Origin of the sequence: Clostridium tetani (assembly GCF_900167265.1) — a bacterium.
Classification (GTDB): domain Bacteria; phylum Bacillota; class Clostridia; order Clostridiales; family Clostridiaceae; genus Clostridium_G; species Clostridium_G tetani.
Genome location: NZ_FUWT01000009.1, coordinates 58,092 through 75,089, shown reverse-complemented (window position 1 = coordinate 75,089; position 16,998 = coordinate 58,092). Strand labels below are relative to the sequence as shown.

The window sequence follows — 16,998 nt, the reverse complement described above, 5'->3', positions numbered from 1 at the left end:
GATAATATGAACATAGTAAAAATAAAGGATTTAAGTTTGTTTTATGGAAAAACTCATGCTTTAAAAAACATAAATATGAATATAGAAAAAAATAAAGTAACAGCACTTATAGGCCCTTCAGGTTGTGGAAAGTCTACTTTTTTAAGAAGTATAAATAGAATGAATGATTTTATAGAAAATGTGAATATAGATGGAGAAGTGATTTTTCATGGAAAGGATATTTATAAAGAGTTTGATGAAATAGATTTAAGAAAAAGAGTAGGTATGGTTTTTCAAAAGGCAAATCCCTTTCCTATGTCTATATATGACAATGTAGCCTATGGTCCTAGAATACATGGAATAAAAAATAAAAATGAATTGGATATAATAGTAGAAAAGAGTTTAAAAAAAGCTGCTCTTTGGGATGAAATTAAAGACAGACTTAACAAAAATGCACAAGGATTATCTGGTGGGCAACAACAAAGGCTCTGTATAGCAAGAACATTAGCTGTAGAACCTGAACTTATATTAATGGATGAACCAACTTCAGCACTGGATCCCATATCTACATCTAAAATAGAGGAATTAATGCATACTTTGAAAAAAGATTATTCAGTTATAATAGTTACTCATAATATGCAGCAAGCTGGAAGGATATCCGATGATACAGCCTTTTTCTTATCAGGTGAGGTAATAGAATTCGGAAAAACTTCAAATATATTTTACAATCCTCAAGATAAAAGAACAGAAGATTATATATCAGGAAGATTTGGGTAATAGATGCTTTCTTTTTTATATCTAACCCCTCTAATGATAATAATTGACTAAATAAAAATATTAATGTAATATAACTAAAGACAGATAATATTGCTGAAAACTGTTTATCAGGAGATGAATATATGAAAAATAAAGTAAAAAAAGTATTACCCTATAGTATAGGAGAAGAAGTGGGAGTTGAACCAGGAGATATAGTAAACTCCATAAATGGTGAAGCTATTAAGGATATATTAGATTATAAATTTCATATGGGCGATGATTTCATAGTATTGCAAGTTCAAAAGCCCTGTGGTGAAATATGGGATATAGAAATAGAAAAAGAATTTGGAGAAGATTTAGGAATAGAGTTTGAAGAAGGTATAATGGATGAGGCCAGAAGCTGTCATAATAACTGCATGTTTTGCTTTATAGATCAGTTACCAGGAGGCATGAGAAAATCTTTATACTTTAAAGATGATGACTCTAGACTTTCTTTTCTACAGGGTAATTTTGTTACCTTAACTAATATGAAGGATGAAGATATAGATAGAATAATAAGGTATAGAATAAGTCCTATAAATGTATCTGTACATACAACGGATGGAGAACTAAGAAAAAAGATGCTAAACAATAGATTTGCAGATAATATATGGGAAAGACTTAAAAAACTTGCAGATGCGTCCATAACTTTAAATTGCCAAATAGTTCTTTGTCCTGGAGTAAATGATGGAGATAATTTAAGGAAAACAGTAGAAGATCTTTATACACTATATCCTTCTGTAGAGAATATAGCAGTGGTTCCTATTGGAATAACCAAATATAGAGAGGGATTAGCTAAATTTAGTCCTTACAATGAAGATGGGGCAAGAGAACAGTTAAATACAGTAAAAAAACTTCAAGAAAAATATATAAAAGAAATAAGCACTCCTTTTGTTAGACTTTCCGATGAATTCTATGTAGTAGGAAAAGAAAACATACCTGACAAAGATTTTTACCAAGGTTTTGATCAAATTGAAGATGGTGTTGGAATGATTAGAATGTTAAGGGAAGAATTTAAAGAAACTCTTTCTAATCTAAATAGAAATTCAAAAGGTAGCTTTACAATAGTAACAGGAGAGCTAGCTTTTAAAGAATTTTTAACAATAAAGGATGAAATAAAAAAAGTAAATGATAAAATAGAGATAGGGGTTAAAAAAATTATTAATAATTTTTTTGGAGAAACTATAACTGTAGCAGGATTAATTACGGGAAGTGATATAAAAGAACAGTTGAAAAAAGAAGAAGTAAAAGACTATATATTAATACCTAGAAATATGTTAAAAGCTGATGAGGATATTTTCTTAGATGATGTAACTGTTAAAGAATTAGAAGAGTTTTATGGTAAAAGTATAATTATATGTGAGTATACAGGAGAGGATTTTATAGAAATACTAAATGAATACAGCAAGGAGGAAAATTAAATGGGAAAACCAATAGTTGCAATAGTAGGAAGACCAAATGTAGGAAAATCTACACTATTTAATAAACTAGCAGGAAAAAGAATTGCTATAGTAGAGGATACACCAGGAGTTACAAGAGATAGAATATATGCTCAAGCGGAGTGGTTAAATCACAATTTTACAATAATAGATACAGGTGGTATAGAGCCAGAAAGCGAAGATATAATAGTAGCTCAAATGAGAAGACAGGCAGAAATGGCAATAGAAATGGCAGATGTAATAATGTTTATAGTAGACGGTAAAGAAGGATTAACACCGGCTGATAATGAAGTAGCCCTAATGCTTAGAAAAAGTAAAAAACCAATAGTATTAGTAGTAAATAAAATAGACAGAATAGAAGAAGAAGATAATATGTATGAATTCTATAATTTAGGTATAGGAGAACCTACAACTATTTCAGCTTCTCAAGCTTTAGGACTAGGAGATATGCTAGATAAAATAGTAGAAAATTTTCCAAAAGGTTATCAAGATGAAGAAGAGGATGAGTATATTAGAATAGCCTTTGTTGGAAAACCAAATGTAGGAAAGTCTTCTCTTATAAATAAGATATTAGGAGAGGAAAGAAATATAGTAAGTAATATACCAGGAACTACAAGAGATGCTATAGATAGTTTTCTAGAAAGAGATGAAGATAAATTTATATTAATAGATACAGCAGGGCTTAGAAGAAGAAGTAAGGTAAAGGATCAAATAGAAAGATATAGTACAGTAAGAACCTATGCTGCTATAGATAGAGCAGATGTATGTATACTTTTAATAGATGCAGAAGAGGGAATAAGTGAACAAGATAAAAAAATAATAGGATATGCACATGAATTGAATAAAGCATTAATGGTAGTTGTAAATAAGTGGGATTTAATAGAAAAAGAAACAAATACCATGAATAGATTTAAAAAAGAACTTCAAAGTGAGCTTTCTTTTATGAGTTATGCTCCTTATATTTTCATATCAGCTAAAACAGGACAGAGAGTAGGAAAGGTTTTAGATTTAGCTAAAGAATGTTATACCAATTATAGTAAAAGAATAAGTACGGGCGTTTTAAATGATGTTATAAGTAAGGCAGTAATGATGAAGGAACCACCAATAGTTGCCATGAATAGATTAAAAATATATTATGTTACTCAAGTTGCTACAAAAGCACCAACTTTTGTATTCTTCGTAAATGATCCTAGAACATTACATTTCTCCTATGAAAGGTATTTAGAAAATCAACTAAGACAAAGCTTTGATTTTACAGGAACAGGAATTAAAATGGAGTTTAGAGAAAGGAAAGAGTAATATGACAATTAAAGGTATAACTTTTATTGGAGGAGGAAGTTTTGGTACTGCTTTAGGTATTATGTTAGCCAAAAAGGGTTATAACATAAATATATGGGATAGAAAACCCCATGTGATAGCAGATATAAACGAAAAAAAAGAAAATATAAAATATCTTCCCAATGTGGTTATTCCATCAAATGTAAAAGCCTATAAAGGTATGAAAGAGGCTTTAGTGGGAATTAAATATGTAGTTATTTCTGTACCATCTCATGCTATAAGAGAAATATGCAGAAATATGAAAGATTACTTAAAAGAAGATGCTATTATAATAAGTGTGGCAAAGGGTATAGAAGAACATAGTGGAAAAAGGTTATCTCAAATTATAAAAGAAGAATTACCTAAAAATCCTGTGGTAATACTTTCAGGACCAAGTCATGCAGAAGAAGTAGCACAAGATATACCAACTACTGTAGTAGTTACATCAGAAGATGTTAAGGCATCTTTAGAAGTACAGAATTTATTTAGTACAAATAAATTTAGAGTATACACTAATGATGATATAATAGGTGTTGAAATAGGAGGGGCAGTGAAGAATATAATTGCTTTAGCTGCTGGTATCTCCGATGGAATAGGATATGGAGATAATACAAAAGCTGCTCTTATGACTAGAGGAATAAATGAGATAATAAGAATTGGAGAAAAGTTAGGAGGACAAAGGGAAACCTTTTGGGGGCTAACAGGTATGGGGGATATGATAGTAACCTGTACTAGTATGCATAGTAGAAATAGAAGAGCTGGTCTTTTAATAGGAAAAGGTTTATCTATGGAAGAGGCTATAGAAGAAGTAGGCATGGTGGTAGAAGGTATAAAAGCTTGTAAAGCCTTTTATGAATTAAAGGAAAAGTTAAAAGTATCTATGCCCATAACGGATGCTTTATATAGAGTTCTATTTCAAGGGGAAGATGCTAAATACTGTGTATATGAATTGATGACTAGAGACAAAAAAGATGAATAAATTTAATCTTATATTTTAAAGTAATCTGTAGAAATTAAAATTTCTACAGATTACTTTTTTTATATGTAATATTTAAGGGGGAAGCAAAATATATATATACTGTTAATATTAGTTTATAGGAGGGTAAGTAAACTTGGAAAATTTTGATATATACAAAGATATAGCAGAGAGAACTCAAGGGGACATATATGTAGGAGTAGTTGGACCTGTAAGAACTGGCAAATCCACTTTTATTAAAAAGTTTATGGAACTTATGGTTATACCTAACATAGATAATGAATATAAGAAAAAGAGAGCTCAAGATGAGTTGCCACAAAGTTCTTCAGGTAAGTCTATTCATACTACAGAGCCTAAATTTGTACCAAATGAAGCGGTAGAAATTAATTTAAATGAAGGTACTAAATTTAAGGTAAGAATGGTGGATTGTGTAGGATATATTGTAAAAGGTGCCCAAGGACACATGGAAGAAGGAAAAGCTAAAATGGTATCCACACCTTGGTATGATTATGAAATTCCATTTGAAGAAGCAGCAGAGATTGGCACTAAAAAGGTTATAAATGAACATTCAACTATAGGAATTTTAGTAACTACTGATGGAACTATTGCAGACATAAATAGAGAAGATTATGTGGAAACAGAAGAAAGGGTAGTAGAGGAATTAAAAGAAATAAACAAACCATTTATAATATTACTTAACTCTAGAAATCCATTAAGTCCTGAAACCATAGAGTTAAGAAAGGAAATGGAAGAGAAATATGATGTTCCAGTACAAATTATGGACATATTAAATATGAAGGAACAAGATATAATAAGTGTATTTAGTAGGGTACTTAAAGAGTTTCCAATACAGGAAATAAATATAGACATGCCAGGCTGGATAGAAAAATTAGATAGAAGTCATTGGTTAAAATTAAACTTTATAAATTTAGTAAAAGATATGAGTAAAAATGTTTATAAAGTAAGAGATGTAGCTAAAGTAGTTGAGGAAATAAAGGAAGCGGAATTTTTGGAAAAGTCCATATTAGATGAAATGAATATGGGGGAAGGTACTGCTAGAGTGGTTTTAAGCCCTAAAAATGGATTGTTCTATAAAATTTTAGGAGAAATATGCAATAGGGAAATAGAAGATGAAAATCATCTAATGGATATAATGAAGGATATGAATAAGGCAAAATTAGAATATGATAAAATCGAAGGTGCCCTAGTAGATGTAAAAGAATTAGGTTATGGATTAGTAGCACCTGAATTATCAGAGATGAAGCTAGAAGAACCTGAAATAGTAAAACAGGGTAATAGATATGGAGTTAAATTAAAGGCTAGTGCTCCATCATTACACTTTATAAAGGCAGACATAGAAACAGAAATATCACCTATAATGGGTACTGAAAGAGAAAGTGAAGAACTAGTTAAAAATCTATTGGAACAATTTGAAAGTGATCCATCAAAGATTTGGGAAAGTAATATGTTTGGTAAATCCTTAGAAGTATTAGTAAAGGAAGGATTACAAAGTAAACTTTATAAAATGCCAGAAGATGTTCAAGTAAAAATACAGAAAACTCTACAAAAGATCATAAACGAAGGCAATGGTGGATTAATTTGCATTATTTTATAGTTTAAATAGCTACTTTATTATATAATAAAATTAAAGCTCTTCTGACGATAGGAAGAAGAGCCTCCTTAATTATTCATTGTTCATTAAACAACGTTGAGTTTATTTAAAATTATGATATAATAAAGGTATTATCTGGGTATAGCGCAGATGGTAGCGCGCATGCATGGGGTGCATGAGGTCGCAGGTTCAAGTCCTGTTACTCAGACCAGTAATATCAAGGGTTGTAGAAATACAACCCTTTTATTTTTGGATTTGGTGGGGGAATTTGGTGGGGAATGAGAGTCAAAATAAAAACCTAACCAAAATATATGGCTAAGAATTAACTAATCAAAGTGAATAACGGATTGACCCCTTCAAGATGGACAATATTAACTTATTTTAAACTTAACTTACATTTTTAATATAATAGTCATGAGGAGAATAGTATCCTATAGAGGAATGTATTCTCTCATGATTATACCTATAAACATAATCCTCAACATCAATTTTTAAATCTTCCAATGTCATATATATCTTTCCTGTAAGACATTCATCTTGTAAATATCTATGAAAAGATTCAATATAAGCATTATAATTTGGACTTCTCACAGGAATTCTCTCATGTATAACTTCTTCTCTTAAACAGGCTTTTTCAAAGACACCACTAATAAATTGGCTTCCATTATCGGTACGTATAATCAGCCCGTTAGGGCTATCTTTAAGACCACGACAATATAGTCTCTTTAAAAGTACACTTTTAGCAACATTACCAGTAGCAGACAAATCTATGGATTGAGAAACTATAGATCTGTCAAAAACATCTATTATAGATGTTATATATGCTGTTTTTCTTGTGCCAGTAATAAAGCAATATTTTATATCCATTTGCCATAACTGATTTGATCCAGCAACTCTAATACTTTCACAAATCCTTGATATACGTGGTTTACGGTACTTTGTACTATCACCTAATAAATTTAATGAAGACATAAGTCTATACACTTTTTTTACTTATTTGTATATTATAGTCCCTTCTTAAAAGCACAGTAACCTTTCTATATCATAAAATTTACTAGTTTTGCTCGTTTTTATATTTGCAATTAGGTTTTCAATTTCAGAATCATTTACTTTTCTTCCACCAAAAGTATAACTAAATCCAGGTGTCTTACGTCCTACATTATCGTATTTACGTTCTTTTTTATCAGAAGAAATATAATTATAATAGGTGGATTTAGCTACTTTTACAACTCTTAATACAAATACAATGCTAACTCCACTTTCGATCCATTTGCTTGCAATATGCAGCCTATCGGCTAAAGTCGGTTCTTTTTTTTTAATAAGTCCTTCAAAATTGCTATTTCAAGCTCTTTTTCTTTAAGTTGCTCTACTACCTTTTTATATTCCTTTTTATAATTAGGTATTATATCAACATCTTTCGGTTTTTTTGGAGTTAATGTTTGAGAATATCTACGATAATTATTAACCCATGTACTTAATTGAACTTGATTTATATCATATTTTTTAGCTACTAAAATATTACTGCCACATTCCAAAACTTCCTTAACATAAGAAATTCTATCTTCTTCTGTAAATGTTCTTTTAAATTTAACCTTACTCATAATTTAGGCCTCCTAATTGATATATTATTATTTTAATATATTTAAGTTAAGAATGTCCATTTCAATTAGGGGGGCCTATAGGATAATAGTATTTAATTTTTCAATTGCATCTTGTTGCATATCAGCCAGAATATGAGAGTAAGTATTTAATGTCATTTTTATGCTAGAATGTCCTAACCTATTTCTTAAGCCCATAAACATATTTGGACAATATTCTAGAAGTTAAGGTGAAAATAAATTTTTGTAATTAAAGTTTTTAAGCTTTGATATAAAGAAAGTTATTAATCGAAAATGGATAACAGATATTATTTATATTCAAAATACAAAGAAATTATTAAAAGAATCTAGTATCAAAACAGAAAATCTGCAAGAAGGTATGTAAAGACATAATTTAAAGCTTAATTTCAGTTAAATTTAATTGGGATTAAGCTTTTCTGATTATTATATATCCTAATAATAGAAAATTTTTATATAAATATAAAAAGCTGCAATAAATAAATGTATTTAACATAATTTGAAGAATATATGAAGTATAATAGAGATCTTTCAGCACTTAAAGTTGCAAAAATTGTAATAATAGAACAAGTTTTTTATTAAGTTTTTTTTGAAAAGTGAGATAATTGTCGTGTAAGGTGTTTCAAAAACAGTAAAAATAATGTAAAATATAGTTATAGAATTGATAATTTAAGATTTTAATGATAATTAAGGAGAGAGAAAATGAGGTTTTGTCTAACATTACATCTAAAAGAGAAAATTTTCCTAATAGAATACAGAAAAGTTATATTAAGTTATATTAAAAATGCAATATCAAAATGTAATAATGGAAAATATTATGAATGCTTTTTTAAAGACACAAAACAAAAAGATTATTGCTTTTCAGTAATATTACCTAATCCTACATTTACTAAAAATGAAATAATACTAAATGGAAATGAAATAAAAGTGCTTTTTTCAACTAATAATAATTCCAAGATAGGTTTTATATTGTTTAGTGCATTTATAGCTCAGAAAAATAAACCATATCCATTGCCAAATAACAATTCTATGATATTAAAAAATATAAATAATAAAAAACAAGAAGAAATATTTAATTCTAAAGCTATATTCAAAACAACATTAGGTAGTGGGCTATGTGTAAGAGATCATGATAAAGAGGAAAATAAAGATACTTATTATGTATATACTGATGAAAAATTTAGAGAAAAGTTAAAAGTAGTACTAATTAAACAAATATTAAAGGCAGGATTTACTGAAGAGGAGGCAAATGATATAAAGGTAAATCCAATACAGTGTAAAAAGGTTGTAGTAAAACACTACAGAAGATATATAGACACTACAACTGGACTTTTTGAAATACAAGCAAATAATAAAATATTGCAACATTTTTATGATGTAGGCATAGGAAGCCGTAAATCAATGGGATTTGGAATGATAGATTTAGTAACACAAGATTTACTATAAGAAAGGAGGAAATTATGAAGACAAGCATACAAAATGAAAAATATGATACTATGCTAGAACCATCAGATTGGAGATTTTCAGCAACTATAGTAGGACTTTTACAATATTTAAATTATCATGATTTAGATTATAAACTGGAAGAAGATTATATTTTGTATAATAGTTCTGGTATTAATGAAGAGAGATATTTAGACTTTGTAGAATATAAGTATGGAGAAGAACTCCACCATAGATTAGTTGAAAATATACTTTCTAACGAAGAAATAACAGAGGAGCAATTAAAGCTAATAAATGAAAAGTTAGTAGCAAATACCATAATGAAAAAGACCTTTGGCAAAATAAAGTTTGACAATACAAATAAAAAAGAAATATTAGATATTATTAATAAAAATAGATATGAATTAATAAGGGAAACCTTCAGAAGAAAAAGTAATATGTATGCTAATTATGGAAATACAAATCAGTTGTTTAATGATTCGCAAGATCATTGTAGGTTACTAGGATATTGTATAGATACAGGTAAAAAGGGGAAATCAACAGGTTTTAATTTTATGATGAGCACATTTGTTGGATCTGATATAAAAGAATTTGATTTTATTCCATTTGCTTTTGAGGGGAGTAGAGAGGCTTTTTTTATAAATGATAATTACACAATACAAAGACTAAAAATCTCCAACGAAATTTTAAGTAAAAAGATAGAGGATGATTTAGAAGGAGAAAATAAAAGAAAAGATGCAAGACAAACTTTGTTTAAAGCTATTATGGAAACATCAGATTTTATAAAAAGAGATGTAGAGGTAATATTAAAAGATATATCTAAAGAGTATTTTGAAACTTTATACATAAGAAAAGAAAGTATAGATATATTTAAAGAATTCATAAATGAAAAAATAGAATATAAGTCCTTTTGTTTTTCTCATAAAGTAACAGATAAATACTATATAAATATACAAAAAAAAGTCACAGAAAGTATTTTAAACAATGTGTTATTAGATGAATTAATAGAAATTTTTTTAAAAGAAAAAAATAGAAGTTACTTAGTATTACAATTAATAAAAATTAATGTATTAATAAGGAGGGATAAAACAATGAAAGATAGATTAAAAGGTGCTTTTGCTTGTGCAAAGCAAGTATCAAAAGCTATAGAAAGTAATAAATTAGATAGCTATAAACAAAAGCTTACAAGTTCAATAATATTTAAAGATTATGATAGAGTATGTCAAATATTACTACAACTATCAAACTACTCAGGAATAGAGTTTGGATTTGTATATGATTTATATGATGATTTTGAAGAAAACAAAGACTTAGCATATACATTTATTAATGCATTATCAAAGAAAAGTGAAAATAACTAATAAGAGGTGGAAAAAATGAAAGATAAAAAAGCATTAACTTTAACAGTAGTAGCAAATATGACTTCAAACTATTCAGAAGGATTAGGGAATATAGCAAGTGTACAAAAGGTATTTAAAAATAGAAAAGTATATACTATAAGAAGTAGAGAAAGCTTAAAAAATGCCATTATGGTTCAAAGTGGAATGTATGATGATTTGCAAACAGAAGTGGATGGAGCAACTCAAAAGTTGGCAAATAAAGAGTTAAATGCATCTAATTGTAGAGCTCTTGAAGGAGGATATATGAGTACAAAGGGGACTACAAATATTAGAAAGAGTTCTTTTTATTTAACAGATGCAATATCTTGTGAAAGCTTTGTAAATGAAACAAGGTTTCATAATAATCTATATTTAGCTAATAATGCAGCACAAGCTAAAAATATAAATTTACAAGAGAAGTCTAGTGAAGCTGGACTTATGCCTTATCAATATGAATATGATAAATCTTTAAAAATATATAGCATAACTATTGATTTAGAGATGATAGGAAAGGATGAGAATTTTCAGCAGGAAGAAGATTATAAAGAAGCTGATAACAAGGAAAAAGCAGATAGAGTAAATTCTATATTAAATGCAATAGAAAATTTAAGTTTAACAGTAAAAGGTAACTTAGACAATGCAGAACCAGTATTTGTAGTTGGAGGTTTATCAAATAGAAAGACACATTATTTTGAAAATGTTGTAAAGGTGGAAGAAGAAAAATTAATAATATCAGAAGACTTAAAAGATAAGATAGAAAAAGGATATCATGTAGGACTTTTAGAAGGAAAGACATTACAAAATGAAAAGGAAATAAAAGAACAGTTAAATCCTATATCTATAACTAAATTTTTTGATATGATTAGACATGAAGTAAATACTTACTTTGGTATATAACTAGAATAGAAGAAAGTAGGTAAAGATATGAAAGCATTAAGAATAGTGCTTACTCAAAGTAGTGCTAATTATAAAAAAGAAGAAACTATAGATAATAAGATGACTTACCCACTTCCACCAATATCAACAATAATAGGAGCTATCCATGATGCATGTGGTTATAAAGATTATCATCCCATAGACATAAGTGTACAAGGAAAATTTGAATCCATGCATAAAGAGCCATATACCGATTATTGTTTTTTAAACTCCGTTATGGATGATAGAGGTATATTAATTAAAATGAAAAATGAAAGCCTTTTATCAAATGCCTTTGATAAGGTGGCAAGTGCTAAAAAATCACAGGGGAACAGTTTTAGGAAAGGTATAACAATACAGGTATACAATGAAGAATTGTTAAAGGAATATAGAGATTTAAAAGATTTAAATGATAAGATAGCTCATTATAAAAAAAATGAATTTAAAGAAAAATTAGATTCTATAAAAGCTGCAAAGACTAAGTTAGCAGAAGATAAAAAGAAATTAGATAAAAAGTCAAAAGAATTTGAAGATATTATTAAAAGAGAAAAAGAGGTTAAATTAAAAGAAAAAAATTTTAAACAAAAAGTTAAAGAATTTGAATTGGAGAAATATACTAAGCCAATATCTAAGTTTAGATCATTAACTACATCATTAAAATACTATGAAATTTTAAATAATGTAGAACTTGTTATTCATATAAGAAGTGATGAAAAAACTTTGAATGAAATAGAAGAGAATATCTATAATTTAAAATCAATAGGTAGAAGTGAAGATTTTGTGAATATAATAGAAGCCAAGATTGTTACTTTAACAGAAAGTGATGATTATGAGATTAAAAGTAATTATTCAGCATACTTAAATTATGATGATGTAAAAAATGAAAAAGTGTGGTTTGAAAATACAAAAGCAGATCGAAAGGTTAGTGGGACAAAGTACTATATAAATAAAAACTATATTATAAAAGATGATAAAAGGTTCTTTGAGAAAAAGAAAGTTATATACGGATCACAATATTTTATAGAAGAAACTAGTGAAAATATATTTATAGATAATGAAGAAAACAAAGAATATATTGTTAACTTTATATAATGAAAGGCAGTAGGAATTTTTCCTGCTGCTTTATAGTTAGGAGAAGGATTATGGAAAATAAATTAAACATATTAGATGATGATATATTAAAGCTAATTGAAGAGAAAAAAGCAAAGCCAGATAAAACAATAAAAGAGCATACATTAGAATTAATAGAGGTTTTAAATCTATTACGTGAGCTTGGCTATATAAAAAATGATAAGATATATAATTTAGTAGAAAAAGCGTGTATATATCATGATTTAGGTAAATTAAATAAAGAGTTTCAAAAAAGAGTTAATGGTAAAAATGTGAAATTTAATGAAACTAAAGAGGTAGTACACAATATATTATCTTTATATTTTATAAATAGTAAGAATTTTGAAAGTAAAGAAAATTACTTAAAGGTAGCTCATAGTGTACTAAATCATCATAATTATTGTAATAACTTTGATGAAATAAGTGAAAAAGAAGAGTTAATAAAAAGTTTAATAGAAGGATTTAAAACTTATAAAGTAAAGAGGTCTACAATATCAAAATTAAAATCAATAGTAAGTGATATAGATAGCATAAAAGTAAAGGGATACTTACATAAATGCGATTATAGTGCAAGTTCAGGAAATAAAGCTGAATATCCCAATAATTTTTTAGAAAATGGATTAAATAATCTTTTAATAAAGTGGAAAAAGGGTACTAAAGAAGCAACATGGAATGAACTTCAAAATTTCTGTATAGAAAATAAAGATGAAAATATAATAGCAATAGCACAAACAGGCATGGGTAAGACTGAAGCGGGGTTACTATGGATAGGAAATACAAAAGGTTTTTTTGTACTCCCTATAAGAACAGCTATAAATGCAATATACGATAGAGTGAGAAAAGACATATTAAATAATAAAGGTATAGATGAAAAAATAGCAATACTTCATTCAAGCTCTTTAGAGTATTATATAAGAAACATTACAGGTGATACTAATGAAAAAGAAGAAATTGACTTAATGAATTATCATAAGATAGGAAAACAATTATCTATTCCAATAAATATATCAACAATGGATCAAATATTTGATTTTGTATATAAATACCCAGGATATGAACTAAAATTAACTACATTATCCTATTCAAAGATAGTAATAGATGAAATACAAGCTTATGGACCGGATTTATTAGCATATCTGATATGTGGATTAGAAAAGATAGCAGAATTGGGGGGAAGAATAGCAATACTTACAGCAACATTGCCACCATTTATAAAAGATTTATTACAAAAAAACATAAAATTTATAGAAAACTCCACTGCATTTACTAATGATATGAAAAGGCATAATTTAAAGATAATAGATGAGAGAATAAACTCAGAAGATATTTACAATAAATATGTAGAAAATAAAAAATTAAATAAAAATAATAAAATATTAGTGGTATGTAACACAATAAAGGAAGCGCAAAAGCTTTATGAAGAATTAAAGATATTAATCAATAATGAAGAGTTGCATATATTACACAGTAAATTTATAAGAAAAGATAGGCTTAAAAAAGAAAGTGAGATTATAGAGTTTGGAAAAACCTATGATGAAAACAAAAATATAGATAAGAAAAATGGAATTTGGATATCAACGTCAATAGTAGAGGCTAGCTTAGACATAGACTTTGATTGTCTTTTTACAGAGCTGCAAGACTTAAATTCATTATTTCAAAGATTAGGTAGATGCAATAGAAAAGGAAAGAAAGACAGCAGTAATTACAATTGTTATATATATACAGAAATAGATACTGCCAATTTAATTAATGGAGATAAAGGCTTTATTGACAAAAGGTTATTTGATTTATCAAAAAAAGCAATAATATCATGTGATGGACAAATATCGGAGAGGGATAAAATAAATTTAATAGATTCATACCTTACAACAGAAAATCTAAAAGGTAGTGACTATATGAGAAAATATAAGGAGATATATAATTTCATAAAGGATATACCTTCATATGAATTTGATTTAAATCAAATAGATTTAAGAAATATTCTTTCAGAAGAAATAATACCAAGTCCTGTATATGAAGAATTTTTAGAAGAAATAAAAGAAATTGAATGTAAATTAGCAAATGAAAATATTAGTTATTATGAAAAGATAATATTAAAAGATGAGATAAGAAAATATACAGTATCCGTTCATCCAAATGATATTAGAAACTATGACAGAGCAAAGCAGAAAGGAGCAGCTATAAATTATAATAAAATTTTATTAAGTAAGTATAAAAATGAGTACATTAAGGTTATTGAATGTAAATATGATGAAGCTGGATATAAAAGAATTAAATATGGTGAAACAACAAGAAGTTCAAATATATGGTAATAGATTAGAATTAAGTGGGGGTGAAAAAGTGAAAAAGGAAATTACAGGGGTAATGATTTATTACTATAAGGTTTGCAAAAGAAAGTTGTGGTATTTTTATAATGAAATACAGATGGAACAAGGAAATGAAAGTGTTGAGATAGGTAAAGCGATAGATGAAGAAACTTATAGGCGAGATAAAAAGCACATAAATATAGATAACATAATAAATATTGATTTTATACGTTCTAAAGGAATATTACATGAAGTTAAGAAAAGTAATAAAATAGAAGAAGCAAGTATATTACAAGTAAAATATTATTTATATTTTCTTAATAAAAGAGGTATAGAAAATATAAAAGGCAAAATAGATTATCCACTACTTAAACAAAACATAGATGTTGAGTTAACAAGAGAAGATGTTACTATTATAGAAGGAATTTTAGATGATATACAAAATATAGTTAAAGCTAGTAATCCTCCAAATTTAGAAAAAAAGAGGATATGTAAATCTTGTGCTTATTATGATCTATGCTTTATATAATAGGAAGGTGAAATTTTATGAAAAGAAGCTATTATATTTATAATAATGGGATACTAAAAAGAAAAGATAACTCTATGGCATTTATAGATGAGTTAGGGGAAAGACGATATATACCAATAGAGACCGCAAATGAAATATATGTAATGTCTGAAATGGATTTTAATACAAGTTTAATAAATTATTTATCACAATATGATGTTATAATACATTTTTTTAATTACTATAGTTTTTATACTGGTAGCTTTCAGCCAAGGAAAAAATTAGTATCTGGGAACTTATTAGTTAATCAAGTAAATCATTATAGTGATAACAGCAAGAGATTAGAAATAGCTAAAAAATTTGTAGATGGAGCAAGTTATAATATTTATAGAAATTTAAGGTATTATAACGGAAGAGGAAAAGATGTCCAAATATATATGGATAAAATAGAAGCTTTAAGAAAACAAATATATGTAAGTACTAATATAAATGAATTAATGGGATATGAAGGTAATATTAGAAAGATATATTATGAAGCTTGGAATATAATAATAGATCAAAAAATAGATTTTACAAAAAGAGTTAAAAATCCACCGGATAATATGATAAATACATTAATATCCTTTGTAAATACATTAATATACACAAAGGTAGTAGGAGCTATATATCACACACAATTAAATCCTACAGTTAGTTATCTTCATGAGCCGGGAGTACGAAGATTTTCATTAAGTTTAGATATAGCAGAGATATTTAAACCAATATTGGCTGATAGGCTTATATTTTCACTTTTAAATAAAAAGCAAATAACTAAAAAAAGTTTTACCAAAGAGTTAAATTATTTACACCTTACAAAAGACGCATCAAAAATAATAGTAGGAGAGTTAGACCAGAAAATACAGACAACTATAAAACATAAAGATTTAAATAAAAATGTATCATATGAATATTTAATGAGGCTTGAATGTTATAAATTAATAAAGCATTTATTAGGAGAAAAAGAATATGAACCATTTAAAATATGGTGGTAGGAGAGATTTAAATGTATGTTATATTAGTTTATGATATAAAAAGTGGTGAGGAGGGGCAGAGAGTTTTAAATAGAACTTTTAAGGTATGTAAAAAATATTTGTCCCATATTCAAAACTCAGTATTTGAAGGAGAATTAGCAGAGTCACAAATAATTAAACTAAAATATGAATTAGATGATATAATAAGAAAAGATAAAGATTCTGTAATATTATTCAAAAGTAGAAATAAAAGATGGTTAACTAAAGATATGTGGGGTAAAAAAGAAGATAGAACCAGTAACTTTATTTGATTGTCTACCTAAGATGATGTTAAAATATAAGGGAGTAGACAATTATAGTTATATTAATGGTTTATAAATTATTTAACATAACTTGTATTATAATAATAGACTATAAGAAATCCCAACTTAGTAGGTAGACAGAAATAGAAGTTATACTATAGACATATAGTGCATCATAGATGAACGCGTATTAGTAGCACCATATTGGAATGTAAATAGAAGACTGGGGTGGAGATACTATTACTGTGCCAGTATCGTATTAGTAGCACCATATTGGAATGTAAATTTAAA

Annotated in this window: 15 protein-coding genes and 1 tRNA gene; 14 read left to right on the top strand and 2 right to left on the bottom strand. The window is 27.3% G+C overall.

Annotated elements, in window-relative coordinates; genetic code table 11:
• The first annotated feature begins 6 nt into the window (after positions 1 to 6).
• The 6 genes from pstB (at position 7) to B5D21_RS08130 (ending at position 6,329) form a co-directional block, all read left to right on the top strand.
• On the top strand, positions 7 to 756 hold the full coding sequence (gene pstB, locus B5D21_RS08155; protein ID WP_035109982.1) for a phosphate ABC transporter ATP-binding protein PstB: 750 nt from the start codon (positions 7 to 9) through the stop codon (positions 754 to 756).
• Between the two features lie 122 nt (positions 757 to 878).
• A complete protein-coding gene (locus B5D21_RS08150; protein ID WP_011099373.1) occupies positions 879 to 2,195 on the top strand; it encodes a radical SAM protein in 1,317 nt (438 codons plus the stop codon).
• Positions 2,196 to 3,512, top strand: coding sequence for a ribosome biogenesis GTPase Der (der, locus tag B5D21_RS08145; RefSeq protein ID WP_011099374.1), 1,317 nt, complete (start codon positions 2,196 to 2,198; stop codon positions 3,510 to 3,512).
• Positions 3,513 to 3,519: 7 nt separating this feature from the next.
• A complete protein-coding gene (locus B5D21_RS08140; RefSeq protein ID WP_171816086.1) occupies positions 3,520 to 4,509 on the top strand; it encodes an NAD(P)H-dependent glycerol-3-phosphate dehydrogenase in 990 nt (329 codons plus the stop codon).
• A gap of 133 nt (positions 4,510 to 4,642) precedes the next feature.
• Complete coding sequence (gene spoIVA / locus B5D21_RS08135) at positions 4,643 to 6,121, top strand: stage IV sporulation protein A (RefSeq protein ID WP_011099376.1); 1,479 nt, start codon at positions 4,643 to 4,645, stop codon at positions 6,119 to 6,121.
• Between the two features lie 132 nt (positions 6,122 to 6,253).
• Positions 6,254 to 6,329: transfer RNA gene (locus B5D21_RS08130), tRNA-Pro, on the top strand.
• A 176-nt stretch (positions 6,330 to 6,505) separates the two neighbouring features.
• On the opposite strand, the gene B5D21_RS08125 is transcribed toward B5D21_RS08130, so the two are convergent.
• Together B5D21_RS08125 and B5D21_RS08120 are read right to left on the bottom strand one after the other, a co-directional pair.
• Entirely contained in the window at positions 6,506 to 7,102 is a 597-nt protein-coding gene (locus B5D21_RS08125; protein ID WP_011099377.1) for an integrase core domain-containing protein, read from the bottom strand.
• Between the two features lie 311 nt (positions 7,103 to 7,413).
• A complete protein-coding gene (locus tag B5D21_RS08120; RefSeq protein WP_035109981.1) occupies positions 7,414 to 7,719 on the bottom strand; it encodes a transposase in 306 nt (101 codons plus the stop codon).
• Positions 7,720 to 8,436: 717 nt separating this feature from the next.
• On the opposite strand from B5D21_RS08120, the gene cas6 reads away from it, so the two are divergent.
• Genes cas6 through cas2 form a run of 8 tightly spaced genes read left to right on the top strand, consistent with a single transcriptional unit; the run spans position 8,437 to position 16,716 of the window.
• A complete protein-coding gene (gene cas6 / locus B5D21_RS08115) occupies positions 8,437 to 9,180 on the top strand; it encodes a CRISPR-associated endoribonuclease Cas6 (protein WP_011099378.1) in 744 nt (247 codons plus the stop codon).
• Positions 9,181 to 9,194: 14 nt separating this feature from the next.
• A complete protein-coding gene (cas8a1, locus tag B5D21_RS08110; RefSeq protein WP_011099379.1) occupies positions 9,195 to 10,538 on the top strand; it encodes a type I CRISPR-associated protein Cas8a1/Csx8 in 1,344 nt (447 codons plus the stop codon).
• Between the two features lie 15 nt (positions 10,539 to 10,553).
• The gene (cas7i, locus tag B5D21_RS08105) at positions 10,554 to 11,453 is read left to right on the top strand and encodes a type I-B CRISPR-associated protein Cas7/Cst2/DevR (RefSeq protein ID WP_035109979.1); all 900 of its coding nucleotides are present in this window, start codon (positions 10,554 to 10,556) and stop codon (positions 11,451 to 11,453) included.
• Between the two features lie 27 nt (positions 11,454 to 11,480).
• Positions 11,481 to 12,563, top strand: coding sequence for a CRISPR-associated protein Cas5 (cas5, locus tag B5D21_RS08100; protein WP_011099381.1), 1,083 nt, complete (start codon positions 11,481 to 11,483; stop codon positions 12,561 to 12,563).
• Between the two features lie 50 nt (positions 12,564 to 12,613).
• The gene (locus tag B5D21_RS08095) at positions 12,614 to 14,893 is read left to right on the top strand and encodes a CRISPR-associated helicase/endonuclease Cas3 (protein WP_052040366.1); all 2,280 of its coding nucleotides are present in this window, start codon (positions 12,614 to 12,616) and stop codon (positions 14,891 to 14,893) included.
• 28 nt (positions 14,894 to 14,921) lie between these two features.
• Positions 14,922 to 15,416 (top strand): CRISPR-associated protein Cas4, encoded by a 495-nt coding sequence (cas4, locus tag B5D21_RS08090; protein ID WP_035110461.1) that lies wholly within the window; start codon positions 14,922 to 14,924, stop codon positions 15,414 to 15,416.
• 17 nt (positions 15,417 to 15,433) lie between these two features.
• Positions 15,434 to 16,426, top strand: a complete 993-nt coding sequence (cas1b, locus tag B5D21_RS08085) for a type I-B CRISPR-associated endonuclease Cas1b (protein WP_011099384.1) — start codon at positions 15,434 to 15,436, stop codon at positions 16,424 to 16,426.
• A gap of 11 nt (positions 16,427 to 16,437) precedes the next feature.
• Positions 16,438 to 16,716, top strand: coding sequence for a CRISPR-associated endonuclease Cas2 (gene cas2 / locus B5D21_RS08080; RefSeq protein ID WP_035109977.1), 279 nt, complete (start codon positions 16,438 to 16,440; stop codon positions 16,714 to 16,716).
• Positions 16,717 to 16,998 lie beyond the last annotated feature (282 nt).